Here is a 17,032-nt window from a genome sequence, read left to right as displayed (position 1 = left end):
AATTTGCCTAGATAGAATCTGCTGTCTTCAAATATGAAGGTGGGCAGAGGGGGCTCTATGATCAAATCTATTTCTCAGTTTTTAGCTGTGGTGATTTCATTTACATTCGTGTCAGTTTCAAATGCACAAGTGGATATTTTTCCAGAACCAGCAAATGACAACAATCCGGTACATACAGGTGACTGTATTCCTCAAAGCGAAATGGCAGCTATTGCGAAGAACTTTAAACAGTTTTCCAATATTGCTAATCGTGAATTTTGTAACGACGACTCTCAGACATGGCATTTATTGTCGTCATTGATGTTCATGCGTCAGACGAAGTTTGCTGAGACCATGACTCCAAGTGAAGATGAGTTGTTTTCGGGTAAATTTGCACATGGTTGGTATGATTACTTTGTTGGTCGTATTAACAAATTAGAAATCGTAAGTAACTGCCAAAAAGGTGTTATTGCCTATGTTTATATGTGGGGCAATACGATGTACACATGCCCGATGGCGCTTACAAATAGCTTTTCATCTTTAGATCGCGCCAGCGTGATGATGCATGAAGCTCGTCATATTGATGGCTTTCCTCATATCACGTGTTCAAAAGGGGCTCGTCAGGGTCTACAAGGTGCATGTGATGATCGCATCTCTAAAGGTGGATCTTACGCGGTGACGGTTGAAACTTATGCTCAACTTTCAAAGTATGCTGAAGGCATTCATCCTGCATTAAAAGCCTATGCTAAATCTTCTGCTATCGTTTATGCGGATGAGGCATTTGAAATTCCTGTTAAAATTCATCGTGCTGAAAAATTGTTAGCATTAACAAACACACAAGATTTTCACTCAATGGATATGGAGACTAAAGAGATCAAAACTTTAGGTAAAGCTCCAGCTTTGGGACACATTGTTCGTCGTGGTCAACACATGATCTTATTCCCTGAAGATAAAACATTAAAAGCGGGATATGTTTTCAGTCATGATGAAGGTGGATTAGAACAATCGCCATCTGATATGGTGACAGATTACAATGCGCAAACTCCTGAAGAAAAAGCGAAGTTAATCGACTTGCATATCGGAGCTCAATGGAGTGCACGTGTATATGGTGACTCTGTTAAATTCCTTTGTGATCCAAGATCACCAAGTGAAACAACTTTATCATTACCAAATGGTTTAACAGCATCTTCTTTGGTGTATCCAGAGGGCTACGCTCGTGACAAATACAGTGTAGTTCTATCGACAGTAAGTGGAGATCTTCTGGAAGTGGGCTGTGCGAATAAGCGCGCTTACGTAAAGGCCTCTTCAGTTGTGTTGGATCAACCCTACAAGCGTATTCAAAAAGCGGGTGGCGTAGTTCTAGGTTTGACGGCTACTGGTGACTTATTCCAAATTGAGCAAGGTCGATCAACTCCTGTTACGACAGACCTTCAAGGTACGATTGTGGATATTACTCCACAAGAGTCGTTCCGCTTCTTCGAGTAATCGATACTATTTAAGTCTTAAACTGCTAAAAAGGGCCTGCCTGAGGAGTATCAGGGCAGGCCCTTTCTTTTTTGCCTGTCAAATTTTATGACACTATTGAGGACATAAGAACTGTAGTAGAAATAGGGGTATGAAAAGACCTATTGCTGTTATCCTGTTGTTATTAGGGTTCGGAACTTCTTTTGCTTTTGCATCTTCTTTGGATTGCATTCCCCAAAGTGAAATGGCTGTCATCTCTGAAAATTTTAAGCAATTTCAATACTTAGCTGATAAAGAGTTCTGTAATGATGACTCACAGACATGGCATTTGTTGTCGTCTCTGATGTTTATGCGCCAAACACGTTTCTCTGAGTCCATGCATCCAAGTCAGGATGAGTTTTTCAGTGGCCGTTTTGCAGGTAATTGGTACGAATACTTTATTGGAAGAATTAATCACATCGAGGTTGTTTCGAATTGCCCTAAAGGCACTATTGCCTACGTTTACATGTCGGGCGGAAGCACTATGTACGCGTGTCCATTGGCGCTATCGTCACAACTGTCAGCTTTAGATAGGACTAGTGTCATGATGCATGAAGCCCGTCACATTGATGGGTTTCCACATATTGAGTGTAGTCGTGGGCCAAGAAAAGGATTAGCTGGTGCCTGTGATGAAGCGATTTCTGATGGTGGCTCTTATGCTGTGACAGTGGAAACCTATGCTCAGCTTTCTAAATACGCTGAAGGGTTACATCCTGCGATTAAGGCCTATGCGCGAGCCTCTGCCATTTTGTATGCCAGCGAAACTTTCGATAAGCCGGTACGCATGCAGAAAACACAGAAACTTATGTTATTTGCAGGTGCCGGTGATCAGTACTTGATGAATCCTAAAAGCCTCGAGTTAGAAGAGTCTGGAAGACTTCCTCTGTACGGAAAAGTCACTCTTCGTGGACCACATTTGATTTTATTCCCCGCGCAGAAAGAACTTCCGGCGCAGTTCTTATTTGCACAAGCAGAAGGTACGATTGCGCAGTCTCCACCTCTTTTCGCGAATGATTACAACGAGCAAAGTGTTGTCGAACGTGAGCGCTTCTTGGATTTGCATATGGCGACACAATGGCAGGCCCGTTTAGAGCCTCGCTCGGTGATTATGGCCTGCAATCCGAAGTCAGATGAAAAGCAGACATTGCCTCTTCCAAGTGGCTTGAGCGCACAGAACTTCATATACCCTAATGGTTATTCCCGTGAGTCTTCCGTGGGGCATGTGATGACCCGTGAAGGAGAAGTGGTTGAAATTGGTTGTCGCTCTTTGCGGGCCTATATTAAAAAGTCTTCCATTAAGTTGGACAGAGCCTATACGAGTCTATTTCAAGTTTCAGGTGATACTTTTGGTGTCAGCGAAGGGAGCCTGTATAAAGTGAAGGGGCGCCGTTCTGAGCTACAGAGAATTGGCCTAGAGGGAAGTATCTTTGATATGACTTTCTATGAAAATTATAACTTCTTTGATGCTGAATAAAAACTCATAGAGTTCATAAATAAAAAGAGGGTCTTTACGACCCTCTTTTTATTTTATCTGAGGATAAAAATGATTACGTCAGATTGTGTGCTAGCAACATTTCACGATATTTTGGGAATGGCCACAGTTCATCTGAAACAAGCAATTCAGCGGAGTCAACTGCATCACGCAGTTTAAATGAAGCGGGTTGCAGGTCTTTTACGATGTCCCACATACGTTTATGCTCGTCGTGGCTATTGCGTGATTTCTCTGTCTTAGCTAAAAACTGCTCGTAAGTAGAAAGGACTGTCGTGAACACTTTTTCGAATTCATCCACACGGCCTTTATGCAGCTTTTTTAAAGATGCAGACGTCATCGAGTCATGTGAGTCTGATAGCAGCTTCATATGTTTTTCCATTGCAGGAATGATATAAACTCCGACCATTTCGATTAAGCTAGTGTGTTCGATATCTATCGTTTTCACATAGCGTTCAACCGCGATGTGATAGCGGGATTCAATTTCTTCTTTAGTTAAAACTTTCGTGTCGACTAAGAATTGAGTTAGCTTTTTGTTTTTCAATACATCCAGCGCATCTGGAGTCGTTGAAAGGATAGGAAGTCCACGTTTTTTAGCTTCTGCTTTCCATTCGTCAGAATAACCATTGCCATTAAAGCGAATAGCTTTTGTTTCTTTAATGACTTTGCGGATAAGTTCCATCACGGCTTCGTCGCGTTTTTTCTTTTTAAGAAGATCGCGAAGTTCTGTAGCTGATTCACGGAAAGATAAAGCTACAGCGGCATTTAAGAACGACATAGGGACAGATACACTTTGTGATGATCCCACAGCGCGGAATTCGAACTTGTTGCCGGTGAAAGCAAAAGGACTTGTTCGATTTCTATCTGTGTAGTCTTTTGAAATGTCAGGAATTTGACTAACACCTAAATCAATAATCTGTTCGTCAGTGGCTTTTAATGCCTTACCAGACTCGATAGAGTTTAGAATATCTTCTAATAGGCTACCTAAGAATACTGAGATAATAGCAGGAGGAGCTTCGTTGGCACCAAGGCGATGATCATTCCCTGGGCTAGCAATACCAGCGCGCAAAACAGCGGCATGGTTGTACACAGCTCTTAAAACCACACTTAGGCATGCTAAGAAACGTAGATTTTGGTGTGGAGTATGACCCGGTTCTAATAGATTTTCACCTTTATCATTGGCAATAGACCAGTTGTTGTGTTTTCCCGATCCATTAATTCCAGCAAAAGGTTTTTCGTGTAATAGACATACTAATCCGTGTCTTAAAGCTACACGTCTTAGAACTTCCATTGTTAACAGATTGTGGTCCGAAGCGATATTCATGTCTTCGAAGATCGGCGCTAATTCGAACTGTGCCGGTGCCACTTCATTATGGCGAGTTTTAACAGGAATACCGAGCTTGTACAGTTCAAATTCCACTTCTTGCATAAACGATTTAATGCGTGAAGGAATTGAACCGAAATAGTGATCTTCTAATTGTTGGCCACGTGCTGACGAGGCACCTAGTAAAGTACGGCCGCTTAATAATAAATCCGGTCTTAGAGCTGCAAACTTTTTATCAATTAAAAAGTATTCTTGCTCGACACCTAAAGTAGGAGAAACTTTTTTCACATCGACGTCGCCTAAAAGTTTTAGGAAGTCTACAGCGTCTTTTGAAAGCGTATCGACAGAGCGTAAAAGCGGAGTTTTGTTATCTAGAGCTTGCCCGTGATAGCCGAAGAAAACAGTTGGAATACAAAGAGTTTTTCCGTTTTCCTCTTCAACAATAAATAATGGCGATGTGGGATCCCATGCCGTGTAGCCACGCGCTTCGAATGTCGAGCGCATACCACCAGATGGAAACGAAGAAGCATCAGGTTCACCTTGGATTAACTGTGAACCAGTAAATCTTTCGATCACTCGTAATTCAGAATGGTGTGCATGTTGAATTGAAATAAAGGCATCGTGTTTTTCAGCGGTTGAACCTGTCATCGGTTGGAACCAGTGACAGAAGTGAGTTACACCTTTTGAAACAGCCCATTCTTTTACAGCGGAGGCAATAGATTCAGCGGTGTCTTTAGGAAGTTTTTTGCTTTGATCTAAAGTGCGCATCAGATGAGTGTAGTCATCTTTAGGAAGTTTTTCGCGCATCTGTGCAAGGCCAAATGTCATACAGCCAAAGTATTCAGATATCGGAATTTCTTTTCCGAAATGATCTTTAATTTTTTCTACTTTGCGGGTGGGTGTTTCGACTGAGGCTAAAAAAGCGCTCGCACGCGATTGTTGAGTCGTTGACGAAGACGACGTCGTGTTGTTCATAGGAACTCCTTATGTGGGCTCTTAATGAATTCTAAACTCATTAAAAGATTAAGTTGATGACTTCTGGCAGAACCGGAGCTCTACAAAAAGCCACTATTAGATTAAATGAGATTTAAAGACGATGGCAAGAGCAATGTAGAAGTGTAAAAACTCTACTGAAGAGAAGGCTTCCCAAGTTCAATTAATGCGATCTCAGCGTAGTATTGGTAGCGTCTTTCTTGCATCAGGGGGGATTTAAGGGGGGGCTCAATCTGCTTTTGGTACCTTTGTCCATCCACTGAGTACAAGAGGATACAGCTCAGGTCATTATAGGGAAGTAAGGCAAGGAAGTCATCTTCGTGATCAAAAAGATCCACAGACGGAGCCGTAAGATTCTGTTTGAAACTCCAGTTTGAAATCGATTTCAAATGCGGACTTAATCTGAAGTGCAGATTCCCATGGCTAGCGAAATCATAGAAAGTAAAGTCTCTATTTGAAAGGCGCTCGACAATCGGAGAAAAAATATCAGCAAAATCTCTTGTGATGGTGACATCATCTAAAACAGCATCGACTTTTTTGACCCATGGTTCCCATACGGCTTTGTCTTTTTCAGAATAAGATAATTTTACTTCACAGTAAGGGTGATGTACGCGATAGCCGATTTCAAGTGATGGTGAACTAGGGCGATCTTTAAGAACTTCTTCCACGCGACTGGCAATATCGGATTCGCCTAAGCCTAATGTGTCCCATGAGCGAATAATAATTTTGGGAGTGCCAGACATCAACTCAGTTAGAGTTTCATTCAGATGGTCTCTCCAGATAGCGGCAATTTCACGTGGAGGCCCTGGTAGAACAAAGACTGTTTTTTTTCCAGAATTTTTCAGAACATCAAATTGAAAGCCGTTGGCCGTGCCTTCAACGTTATAGAGGATGCGACTGTCTTCAGGGAAGTAGCATTGCTGTTTTTGCATTTCACGGACTTGAAATCCGCGGTTGGTCAGCCGTTGGGTGATATGCTGCCATGAGGTCTCGTCAAAGACCATTTTGACCTGTGCCCAATCCGCAACAACATCCCGTGTGAAGTCGTCTGACGTGGGGCCAAGGCCACCAGTTATGAAAATTAAATCGGATTGAGTTTCAAGGAACTGTAATGCAGATAAAATCGTTTCGCGGTTATCAGCTACTGTTAAATGGCTATTAATGACGATACCAAATGAGGTGAGCTTCTCGGAAAGGGTGACGGCATTACGATTTGTAATTTGCCCTGTGGTCAGTTCTGTTCCGACGGCTAATATTGATGCTTTCATGGGCACAACCTCTTTACATGGTATCTTAAAAGTGGTTTAAAAAACTTTATCTGAACCAACAAAACTGATAGAGTCAAGCCCTCTTAAAAACTAAGCAGGTAACGTAAGGAATATCTAATGAATAACTGGAAAACGTTCGACCTTTTGAATCCGACCGAAGAACACAAAATGTTGCGTGATATGGTGAAAAGCTTTGTTCAGGCTGAAGTGGAACCTCAGGCTCACCAGTTTGATCGCGAAGAAAAATTCAATGTAGATTTATTTAAAAAATTAAGCGAACTGGGTTTATTGGGTATTACTGTTCCTGAGCAGTATGGCGGATCAGGTATGGATGCGACTGCGGCTGTTATTGCTCATGAAGAGTTGTCAGCGAGTGATCCGGGTTTCTGTCTTGCGTACTTAGCACATACTTTATTGGCTGTTAATAACTTGGCGGTGAATGGTTCGGAAGAGCAAAAGAAGAAATATCTTCCGGGTTTAAGCGATGGCAGTTTAATCGGTGCCATGGCGATGTCTGAACCTGATTACGGAACAGATGTTTTAGGCATGAAGACGACTGCGGTGAAGCAGGGTGATCATTATGTGCTGAATGGCCGTAAGATGTGGATCACAAATGGTGCTATCGATGACAGTAAAACGGCTTGTGATTTCGTTTGGGTGTATGCCAAGACTGGCGAAAAAAATGGTCGCGCTTTGATCTCAACATTTATCGTTGAAAAAAACGACGTGGGTTTTTATGTAGGTCAGAAAATTGGCGACAAATTAGGAATGCGTGGATCTAACACAGCCGAGCTAGTTTTTGAAAATTGTAAAATCCCTGCGGATCGTCTTGTGGGTTCTGAAGGGGACTCTATGCACCACATGATGCGTAACCTCGAGATCGAGCGTATCGGTTTAGCAGCTATGGGTTTAGGTATTGCCCGCCGTTCAATCGAGATTATGAATAAATACGCGACAGAAAGAAGTGCTTTTGGAAAACCATTGAACTTCTTCGGACAGATTCAAAAGTATATTGCAGACTCTTATGCCGAATTCAAAGCCGCGCAGGTTTACGTCTATGAGACGGCTCGAAAAATGGATCTAAACAAAGAAGGCAATCGCTTAGATTCGGATGGAGCCAAACTAGTGGCGACGACAATGAGTAAAAATGTTGCCGACCGCGCTATCCAAGTTTTAGGTGGTTATGGCTACGTAGGTGAATACACCGTGGAAAGACTTTGGAGAGATGCCAAGCTATTAGAAATCGGTGGTGGAACCTTAGAGGCTCACCAAAAGAACATTACACGTGATCTGGCGAAGTCAGGTTTTTAGTGTTTCCGTTAAACCGTGAGATTCAACTAAAGCAAAATAATCTGCGTGTAACGACAGAGGATGTTCTACAGCACGTGTATCCTCTATTGACAGAAGAACGTCGTCAAAAGATCGAGCGCGTAACAGCGGGGCGCTGCTTTGATATTTCCGTAGTGCTCGAAAGCATTTATGACCGCGGTAACATCAGCGCGGTTATGCGTACAGCCGAGGGTTTAGGTTTTTCAAATTTTCATGTCATTGAAACTTTTGAAAAATTCAAAGAAGCTAATCGAGTAACTCAAGGTGCAGATAAATGGGTTGAAGTTAAGAAGTGGAAGACGACTCGCGATTATATCGATTTCGCCAAAAAAAATAAAATCCGTATTTGTGTAACCTCGCTAGAGGCCTCTAAACCCATCCATGAAGTGGACTTCACGTCTCCGTTGGCCTTGGTTTTGGGGAATGAAAAAAGTGGGGTTTCTCCTGAAATTCTAGAGGCAGCAGACGAGCGTGTGATTATTCCAATGCCGGGTTTTGTACAGAGCTTTAATATCTCGGTTGCGGGAGCTCTTTGCTTATATCAGATTTATCAGGATCGCCTTCGTCGTCGCGGTCAAGTACAGGATGTCACTCCAGAACAGATCGAGATTTTAAAAGCTCATTATGCTTTGCGGACTTTGGATTCTGCTGAGGATATTCTTAAGTCACATTTAGCCAAATAAAAGTTTACTCATGCTACTGGCTCTGTAAGACGAAAAAACCCTTCATTAGATTTACGCGGTCATCTGTTAACTCATAATCCAGACTTAACAGTGGCAGTCTATCGAAGTTCCATTGTTTTTTATTTTTTAAGCCCTTTTGAAATAGCTGAATAATATCTTGGCGAGTTTTCTTTTCTAGATTGCACGTAAAAAGAATTTTTCCGTTTTTATTTAGACATTGAATGAGGCTAGAGGCAAGTTCAGGAAGGTCTCGCTCTAGTTTCCAAACGGACTCTTTAGATCTACCAAATGATGGTGGGTCGCAAATAATAAGGTCCCATTTGCGTCCTCGTTTTACAGAGCCTTTTAAAAAGACAAGGCTGTCTTGAGCAAAGAATTCATGCTTTTGAGGATCAATTTCATTAAGTTGGAAGTTTTCACGACTCCAATTTAAAAACTTAGCGCTGACATCCACACTTGTGACTTGCTTCGCCTTACCTAAAGCCGCATTTACCGAAAAACCAGAAGTATAACAGAACAGATTTAAGACGGACTTATTTGAACTATTTTGTTTTACCCAAATACGATTCTCGCGCTGATCTAAAAAAAGTCCTGGGGAAAATCCTGAGTCGGTGCGTAAGTGGTAACATACACTTTCTTCTTGTGCGACCCAGTTTGTATTGGCGCTAGAGTTGTGAAGGGTGCTTTGTTCCAAACCACCAACACCTTGGCCGCGGTTGAGCATGTGGCGGATGATCGGTTGTAAGTTTTTTTCTTTAGAAAAACTTTGGATGGCATCCTGTTCCTCTGAAGTGATGCCGTCATGAGTGTAGTCGTAGACCCAAAGACGCTCCGAGAAGACGTCTGCGCGGATATCTGTACTTTCTAAATGAAGCAGGCGATAGCTTTCATTTTCTGGAATATGGTAAAGTATTTGGCGCTTGTGCCAATTTTCATAGAGCAGAGCTTCCAGTGTTGTGTTGAATTCTTTTTGAAAAATCGGGGGAAGTTCGGAGGTCACCTCAAAGGTCTTACCATCTAAAGTGAACTTCAACTCTTTCGCGTGAAGCGCTAATCTGTGGAAGGGGCGACCGCCATGTTCGGCGTCTCCTAAAATAGGAATCCCTGCTTTTTCGGCGTGAAGACGAATTTGATGAGGCTTTCCTGTTTTGGGCTTAGCCGCCCACAGAAAGTTTGTTCCCACAGCTTGAATGAATTGGAATTCAGTCTCTGAGTTAGCTTCTTTATCTTCTATATTGAAATAGGTCCCATTTTGCTTTTCGATATGTGAGTTAATCGTGAACTGATGTTCCGCAAGGGAAGCATGTGTTAAAAAATAGTAGGTTTTCTTAATCAGATGTTTTTCAAATAATTGCGAGATATTGGCAGCCGCTTCTTTCGTTGTTGCAAATAGAATCAGGCCTGAGGTCCCTTTGTCCAAGCGGTGTACAACAAATAGGCTTTTAGAGAGTTTTTCAGCTACATGTTCCACAAAACCGAACTGACCATCAGCCACTTGGTGGGTTCTGAAGTCATAGGGCTTGTCAAAAGCCAAAAAGTTCTCATGTTCTGTGTAGCGAAGCTGCATGATATCAGAAATACCATGGTATTTATTGTAGGTCATGGGCTTATTGGATATGATAACCACTCTTGTAACGACTCTATTGGAGGTCCTATGAAAAATGTTCTTCTGGCAGGTATGGCTGTTTTGTTTTTAACGTCTTGTGGGTTTCAAAGCATCCCAACTCAAAAAAATGAAGTTGAGGCAACAGTAGCTGAAATCACGAATCAATATAAACGTCGTGCGGATTTAATCCCGAACTTAGTGAATACAGTTCAAGGTTATGCTCGCCATGAAAAAGAGACTTTGACCGGAGTAACTGAAGCTCGTGCTAAAGCAACTCAGATCACAGTAGATGCTTCTAATCTGACACCTGAAAAATTAGCGAGCTACACCAAAGCACAAGGTGAGTTGTCAGCGGCTTTGGGTAAACTGATGATGATCAGCGAAAACTATCCTCAGTTGAAAGCGGATGCTAACTTTCGTGATTTACAGGCTCAACTTGAGGGAACTGAAAATCGTATTACAGTAGCGCGCAATCGCTATATTGAAGCGATTAAAACTTTTAACAATTTAGTAACTGTGCCGCCTACGAGCTGGACAAACTCAATTGTTTATCGTTTTGAAAAAATGCCTCAGTGGGATGTTTCTGATGAAGAAAGAGCTCAGAACGAAAAACCACCTGAAGTTAAATTCTAATCTCACGAGCAGTGACAGTTAGAAATTTAGCGTTAGCTTTTTTATTTGTTTTCGGAGTCAGCTTTCACGCTGACTCTTTCGAGGTTCCTCGCTTAACAGGTCCTGTTATAGACGAAGTGGGCCTACTGAATGCTTCAACTAAAGCTCAGCTTGAAAAGTCTTTACATCAATTACGACAAGATCAGCGGGTACAATTACAAGTCTACATCACAAAATCCTTGCAAGATGAGCCTATTGAAAATGTGGCTATTCAAATTTTTGACAATTGGAAGTTGGGTGATGAAAAGACAGATAAAGGCCTATTGTTCCTTATCGCGCCAAATGAAAAACGTATGCGTATTGAGGTGGGGCAGGGGCTAGAAGGTGATGTTCCCGATGTCATCGCCAAACGAATTATTTCGGATGTTGTACGTCCCTTTTTTCAAAGAGGAGAATACTCTTTAGGCGTTGTTCAAGGTGTTGCCACCTTACAACATTATATAGGGAATGATGATCCCGCCTTAAAAGCCAGTGTGCAAGAGGCTCAGCAGGCCAGTGAAAAAGGCAAGGGCGGTTCGTGGATTATTTTTATTATTATCGGAATCTGGATATTGATCTTTATTTTTAATCCAAGTTTGGCTTTGTACATTCTTTTCAGTGCTATGAGTGGCGGCCGTGGTGGTGGCGGCGGAGGCGGCTGGTCCGGAGGCGGTGGCCGTTCTTCTGGCGGAGGCGCCAGTGGAGGTTGGTAGATGAGAATTCAAAATATCAATTCTGCATTAATTGAAAAGGCGATTGAAGACTTTGAAAAGTCCGTGGACTTTGAATTTGTTCCTGTGATTGCTAAAAAGTCTTCCTATGTGGAACATATCTCATGGGTACTATCATTATTGTTTTTAGTTCTTTTCATCGGACTTGTGGACTTTGTCTTCGCATGGCACTTACATGATTCATGGACTTCAAGAACTCCATTTTATATTGCGGCTCCTTTTGTGGCGTTTATATTTGGAGTTCTTTTGGACAAGTCGGATCTCGTAGATAGATTTTTTATCACTAAAAAAGAAAGAAAACGTCAGGCACAAGAAAAAGCCGAGCTATTTTTCTATCGTCAGGGATTGCATCAACTCAAAAATAAAAAAGCGCTGTTGTTGTATATTTCCATTATGGAAAAACAAATTATTATCTTTCACGAGCCCCATATGGGGGGCTTTCAACAAATGGAAAAGTTAGATGCCGAGCTTTTAGGGGTCTTGCAAAGTTACTTTAAAAAACATGACTTTGAGCAGGGATTATTACGAGCTATTGAGCATTTGAAGAATACTTTGGAGCCTCATTTTCCTAAAAATGAAGCATGTGAGGCCAATCCAGTTCCGAACAAGTTGATTTGGTTGGACGATTAGAATAGTCTTAGACAACATCTTTACCTACAGTGCAGTCGTAGTTCAATGGATAGAATTCCCGGCTTCGAACCGGTAGGTTGCAGGTTCGAGTCCTGCCGACTGCACCAATTCTTTTTTAAATATTTTGTATTACCTGTGAGGTTTTATATGGAACAAAAAATAGATCCGGCAACAAAAGGTTATGTTTTCAATCATACAATGTTGCGTGTGCGTGACCCTAAAGTGTCATTAGACTTTTATAATCGCATTTTAGGTATGAGTCTTATCCGCAAAATTGATTTTCCAGACTGGAAATTCTCGTTGTACTTTTTAGCTTATCTACCAGAAGGAACAAAGTTGCCGGAAGGTGATGTAGAAAGAGCGCGCTATACAAATTCGCGCGAGTCAGTTTTAGAGCTAACTCACAATTGGGGAACGGAAGATCAACCGGAAACTCCTTACCATAATGGAAATACCGAGCCTCGTGGTTTCGGACATATCTGTGTCAGTGTCCCAGATATTAAGACTGCTTGTGAAAGATTCGAGTCACTGAATGTTCCATTTCAAAAACGATTGGGTGAAGGCGGTATGAAGAATATCGCATTTATCAAAGATCCAGATAATTACTGGGTTGAAATTGTTCAACCCGGGTTGCTTTAATCAGAAAGATAAAGGGGAGTGAGAACTCCCCTTTTATTATTAAAGTCCTAAAAACTTAAATGGCGCTGAGTTTTGAAAAGATGAAGTTGCATTGCCTGCGTAGATAGTACGTTGATTTTTTCCTAAGCTCAGCTTTTTAACTTTTCCTTTATCTGCTGAAAAATCCACTTGTTTTAGATCAACCCAGAAAACATTCGGAGTCATAACAGATTCGAAGAAATATAAAAGGCGTTTATGATCGACGACGCTTCTCCAGCGAGTCGAAGAGATATTAGGTCTATTAGGGGTACTGATCCCCAGTGGCACGGATACGTTGCGAATAACTCCAAAGACACTGGCTAAAGCTTCCTCTGGATCTTTACTTTTTGGGATGGCGCTGACGTAGAAACTGGCGCGTGCGAAGCGGTCGGCGGGACGACTTGTACCTGGCAACATAGCGATTCCATCCACCTCTTTCCAGTAGTCTTGTATCGCTAATTGTTTTTCATAGGTAGGTTCATTGGTCATGACTTGATATTGACGATTGTGGTGAATGACTTGCTTCCCGCCAATGTATTCGATAATCGCGCTATCGCCAGAAGAGTCAGAAATAGAAAGGTGAAGTGTGGCCAGACGTTTTTGCCCAGGAACTTCTGCCGTGTAGACGTGAAAGGGTTCTGCTTGTAGGGCGGTAACGGCTTCTTTGACTGTGGCGTAGTTATCTAAAATATACTGAGCCCAAAGCGAGATCGCCATGGCAGGTTTGTTCTTATCAGGCTTAGGATACTCTGAGTCGGCTAACCAAAGTAAATTGGCAACAAGTCCTTTTTCATTCAAGCCATCTGTTGTGGCGATATCGTAAGCGGTGGTGACAACACTTCCGTACTTGGCGGTCCATTTTATAGAGTTGGGTCCGGCTTGGCCATTACGGGCAATCCCACGAGGTAATATCCAAATATCGGAAGCTATGTCTTCCTTCCAGTCCATAGAGCGTGCCGTGATAATTTGAGAGTTAACCCCATGATAGACAAAGCGACTACAAGCCTGTGCTTGTAGTGGGGCTATACTGGAAGTGACGGAAAGAAATGTAATAAAAAGTATAAGTGCTGAAGATGAAATGTAACTGACGTTCGAGCGATAGATGGTCTTTTTCATTGATACTCCTTAAATTGGTATTTAAAGAGTATCATACAAAAAAATGTTTACAAACGAGATCGAAGACTCGCTTCATTTTAGAACGAATGTTAGCTGTTCACCGCGGTGACTTGAAGGTTTCTATTCTTACCATTAGGTAAAGGCCATTTAATACTTTGTCCAACGCGCAACCCAATTAAAGCAGCTCCGATAGGAGCTAAGATAGAAACTTTGTTTTCTTCTAAACTGGCTTCGTGTGGATATACCAACGTGACTGTTTGTTCTTTCTTAGCATCTAAATCGACAAAGCTAATTGTTGAATTCATTGAAGCCACATCCACAGGAAGTTCTCCATCTTCTACGATAGACGCGCGTTGTAGCTCTTCATCTAGTAATGCGGCTAAGTCACTGTTGTTTTGACTGACAAGGTGAGAGATTTTTTCGAAGTCTGTTTTTTTTATTAAAAGATTTTCTGTGTTCATTTGTGAAGTCCTTTCTATCAGCCTTTATGTAAGTAGGCTGGAGGTTATGATTTTAAAATTTAGTTGTGTTTATAAGGGGCTAAGAGATTCTGTCGTGATTAGTACTGCGCAGGTGGAAAGGCAGACAGAACCTGACGCTTGCGATTTAGCAAGCAGGGTAGTGTCTTATTAATAAAGTGAATACCATTTCCAAACATTTGATCAGTATAACTCAAAAATGCGGATTTGACTATCAAATGTAAAAAGAAGCGATCTGGAAGAGTTATAATAGATAAAACCCTATTATATTCGAGATAGAGAAAATTCGCCCGACTAAGAGCATCGGGCGAACGTGCTGTTAAATTTATTTAACTTATTTAACGCAAGAAGGACGGCCATTCTTCATTTCAACGCGTAAAGCGCCTAAACCAAGAATTTCGCTTCCACCCTGACCAAGAAACTGAGTGGCTAACCCTTTAGTTACATAAACTTTTTCAGTTGAAGTTGGATCTTCTGGGTTTGCTGGGTGAACTTGAGTCACTTCAAGATGTGGCATAACGATGCCATTGAAAGAAATGCTTTTGATTTCGTAGTTAACTTCGTAGCCAGATTTTTCGCTACGGCAGTTATAGCTGCCATCTTTAAAAGCGTGAGCTGAATAGCTTAATGCCACAACAGCAAAGAAAGAGATAATAGATTTCATGGTGCCTCCTGATTGAGCCATAATTCTATGGTCAGTTTTTATGGTGAGCAACCCAAATCTGTGAATTCTGGCTGACATGAAAGTCTGTTGACCAATGCTGGGCTGAGCCAATCCAGTAGTCTTTCATCATTTTCGCGATGAGGTGCCCGATCTATAATCAGATCGCGCAAAGATTGATAGTGGTGATAGTTGGATTTTTTTAAAGAAGGCTTATCACAAAGCCAAAAACTTGAAGCTAAGTAGGCACTGCGTACCTGAGACAGAGTTGGATACTGTTTTAAATAATCTGCCACAGCATAGCTCGCCATACGATCGGCAAAGCGTTCACCGGATGGCGATGAATAGTGTTCGCTCTGTAGTTCCGAACGGGATGAAAAGGAGCCTTCACTTTTGAGTACAGAAAGCATCAATGTCTGAGTCATGCGTTTTGATTCTTCAATTGAGCTGCGTAAAAACTTTGGATCAGAATTTCCTTCGCAGCGATAAGTTGCGGTAAAAAAGATAAGGCTGGTAAGTTCTGAATCCACTTGAAAATTATCTGAATCCCAAAGATGGGATGAGCAGGGATTTAAGAAAGAGTTGTTCGGGACAGCTTCGGCTCCATCGGCAGAAGGCAGTTTTTCAGAGATCATTCTTAAGAAAGCAGAGTTACTGGTCAAATCAGAAAAACGTGCCCGTGTGATTCGCTCAGCTTTCTGTTCAATGACAGTGGGTGTGATCTCACGTGAAGGTTTGCTTTTTTGTAGACAACTGTGGAACTCAGGAAGTTCTGGCTGATACTGGGACAGCGATAAGACTTCCTGTGGAAAGCTAGCGCGGAACTGCGTCCAATCTTCACACTGGAAATTAGTTTTTCCGCAGACCATGTCTTTAAGGTGGCGTATGCGTCCAACAAATTCGTTGCTCTGTTGAAAGTCGATTAAGCGTGAGTTGAAATCCAAGGCGTGGGCCAACTCATGGGCCAGAGTTTGGATTTGTTGTCCGCCATTAAAGTATCCCGCACAAACAGTCAGTGTATTTTGGTAGGGATAGTAATAGGCATTTTGCGATGTGGAAATGCAGGTGTTATTGGCTGTCACAACACTTTGACCAGGAAGTGTTAGGCGAACCTTTTTGATTTTTGTTGTCCACTCACTTTTAAGCTCATCCGAGATATTCATTTGTTGGATAGCACGATTAAAAGAGGTCTTTAGCTTAGCAAAGTCTTCTAAAACACTATTCCAATTCGGTTGATCTTTCCAAAGAGCCACTGAAATCTCAGACCAAACACGATAGCGAAGGCGGCGGCGTTCTAGCTCAATTTCCTGTGACATTTCGTCATCCATGACAAGGTAGAGACCTTGGAATTTCTGGCTTAAGCGTCTTGTTACTGTTTCTTCAATGGCGTTATTCCAAATACGATCGACTTCATTTTCTAAATCAAAAAAATAGATACTTTCTTCTATAGGCATTTTTTTTCTAGAAGGGCGAGTCAGAAGTTTTTCAATTTTCGGATAGAACTCACGTTTTACTAAGGCTTCGCGTAGATCTTTGGGAAGACGGCCACGGCGTTGAAGGCGGGCGCGATTATAGGCAAAAGTGGCAGTGTCGAAATTGTTAGTGGTTTTCCCTTGTAACGTGACACGCGTTTTTTTGCCATCTTCAATTTTTAAATTTCCGGCGGCGTCTTTTCCGTAGAGACTGGCACAATAGTTATCGATAAGAGCGCGGCATCCAATATTTTCCTCATCTACGCGAAAAACTGCAGGAGAAAAAAAAGTATCTTTTTCGATTTGTTGGCGGCGGATCTCTTCTTGACGGTAATCGATATACGCTTTCGCTGAAAATAACACCGCTCCGACAGGGAGGATGGCGAGTATATATTTCAGCGCGTGCAAAGCGCGTTTTGAAAAGATCATCAAAGAAGTCTACAGACAGTTTCAGAGTCCGA

The 17,032-nt window shown here is 42.0% G+C and carries 15 protein-coding genes and 1 tRNA gene; 9 read left to right on the top strand and 7 right to left on the bottom strand.

Going from position 1 to position 17,032, the window contains the following annotated elements; all coding sequences use genetic code 11:
- The first annotated feature begins 57 nt into the window (after positions 1-57).
- Positions 58-1,464 carry a M35 family metalloendopeptidase gene (locus tag A11Q_RS08500; protein WP_015470399.1) on the top strand — a complete coding sequence of 469 codons (1,407 nt, stop codon included), beginning with the start codon at positions 58-60 and terminating at the stop codon, positions 1,462-1,464.
- A gap of 130 nt (positions 1,465-1,594) precedes the next feature.
- Positions 1,595-2,956: a hypothetical protein gene (locus tag A11Q_RS08495; RefSeq protein ID WP_015470398.1), complete on the top strand. Its 1,362-nt coding sequence runs from the start codon at positions 1,595-1,597 to the stop codon at positions 2,954-2,956.
- Between the two features lie 73 nt (positions 2,957-3,029).
- Here the strand turns inward: A11Q_RS08495 and A11Q_RS08490 are convergent, their stop codons facing one another.
- Both A11Q_RS08490 and A11Q_RS08485 read right to left on the bottom strand, forming a co-directional pair.
- Entirely contained in the window at positions 3,030-5,270 is a 2,241-nt protein-coding gene (locus A11Q_RS08490; RefSeq protein ID WP_015470397.1) for a glutamine synthetase III family protein, read from the bottom strand.
- Positions 5,271-5,422: 152 nt separating this feature from the next.
- Positions 5,423-6,556: a competence/damage-inducible protein A gene (locus tag A11Q_RS08485; RefSeq protein WP_015470396.1), complete on the bottom strand. Its 1,134-nt coding sequence runs from the start codon at positions 6,554-6,556 to the stop codon at positions 5,423-5,425.
- Between the two features lie 117 nt (positions 6,557-6,673).
- On the opposite strand from A11Q_RS08485, the gene A11Q_RS08480 reads away from it, so the two are divergent.
- Together A11Q_RS08480 and A11Q_RS08475 are read left to right on the top strand one after the other, a co-directional pair.
- A complete protein-coding gene (locus tag A11Q_RS08480) occupies positions 6,674-7,867 on the top strand; it encodes an acyl-CoA dehydrogenase family protein (protein WP_015470395.1) in 1,194 nt (397 codons plus the stop codon).
- Positions 7,867-8,568: a TrmH family RNA methyltransferase gene (locus tag A11Q_RS08475; RefSeq protein WP_015470394.1), complete on the top strand. Its 702-nt coding sequence runs from the start codon at positions 7,867-7,869 to the stop codon at positions 8,566-8,568. Before A11Q_RS08480 ends, A11Q_RS08475 begins: the two co-directional genes overlap by 1 nt.
- Positions 8,569-8,581: 13 nt before the next feature.
- On the opposite strand, the gene A11Q_RS08470 is transcribed toward A11Q_RS08475, so the two are convergent.
- Positions 8,582-10,171: a pseudouridine synthase gene (locus tag A11Q_RS08470; RefSeq protein WP_015470393.1), complete on the bottom strand. Its 1,590-nt coding sequence runs from the start codon at positions 10,169-10,171 to the stop codon at positions 8,582-8,584.
- A gap of 51 nt (positions 10,172-10,222) precedes the next feature.
- On the opposite strand from A11Q_RS08470, the gene A11Q_RS08465 reads away from it, so the two are divergent.
- The 5 genes from A11Q_RS08465 to gloA all read left to right on the top strand — a co-directional run bounded on the left by A11Q_RS08465 (position 10,223) and on the right by gloA (position 12,825).
- On the top strand, positions 10,223-10,807 hold the full coding sequence (locus A11Q_RS08465; RefSeq protein WP_015470392.1) for a LemA family protein: 585 nt from the start codon (positions 10,223-10,225) through the stop codon (positions 10,805-10,807).
- 11 nt (positions 10,808-10,818) lie between these two features.
- Complete coding sequence (locus A11Q_RS13875; RefSeq protein WP_015470391.1) at positions 10,819-11,538, top strand: TPM domain-containing protein; 720 nt, start codon at positions 10,819-10,821, stop codon at positions 11,536-11,538.
- Entirely contained in the window at positions 11,539-12,186 is a 648-nt protein-coding gene (locus tag A11Q_RS08455; RefSeq protein WP_015470390.1) for a hypothetical protein, read from the top strand.
- A 31-nt stretch (positions 12,187-12,217) separates the two neighbouring features.
- Positions 12,218-12,293, top strand: a tRNA-Arg gene (locus tag A11Q_RS08450).
- A 40-nt stretch (positions 12,294-12,333) separates the two neighbouring features.
- The gene (gene gloA / locus A11Q_RS08445; protein WP_015470389.1) at positions 12,334-12,825 is read left to right on the top strand and encodes a lactoylglutathione lyase; all 492 of its coding nucleotides are present in this window, start codon (positions 12,334-12,336) and stop codon (positions 12,823-12,825) included.
- A 39-nt stretch (positions 12,826-12,864) separates the two neighbouring features.
- Here the strand turns inward: gloA and A11Q_RS08440 are convergent, their stop codons facing one another.
- The 4 genes from A11Q_RS08440 to A11Q_RS08425 all read right to left on the bottom strand — a co-directional run bounded on the left by A11Q_RS08440 (position 12,865) and on the right by A11Q_RS08425 (position 17,000).
- On the bottom strand, positions 12,865-13,959 hold the full coding sequence (locus A11Q_RS08440; RefSeq protein ID WP_015470388.1) for a linear amide C-N hydrolase: 1,095 nt from the start codon (positions 13,957-13,959) through the stop codon (positions 12,865-12,867).
- An 89-nt stretch (positions 13,960-14,048) separates the two neighbouring features.
- Entirely contained in the window at positions 14,049-14,420 is a 372-nt protein-coding gene (gene rnk / locus A11Q_RS08435) for a nucleoside diphosphate kinase regulator (RefSeq protein WP_015470387.1), read from the bottom strand.
- Between the two features lie 352 nt (positions 14,421-14,772).
- Complete coding sequence (locus A11Q_RS08430; RefSeq protein WP_015470386.1) at positions 14,773-15,102, bottom strand: hypothetical protein; 330 nt, start codon at positions 15,100-15,102, stop codon at positions 14,773-14,775.
- 38 nt (positions 15,103-15,140) lie between these two features.
- Positions 15,141-17,000, bottom strand: coding sequence for a hypothetical protein (locus tag A11Q_RS08425; protein ID WP_015470385.1), 1,860 nt, complete (start codon positions 16,998-17,000; stop codon positions 15,141-15,143).
- Between the last annotated feature and the right edge of the window lie 32 nt (positions 17,001-17,032).

It is taken from the genome of Pseudobdellovibrio exovorus JSS (assembly GCF_000348725.1).
GTDB classification, from domain to species: domain Bacteria; phylum Bdellovibrionota; class Bdellovibrionia; order Bdellovibrionales; family Bdellovibrionaceae; genus Pseudobdellovibrio; species Pseudobdellovibrio exovorus.
The sequence above is the reverse complement of the archived record's forward strand: the minus strand, read 5'-3'. Positions and strand labels throughout refer to the sequence as shown.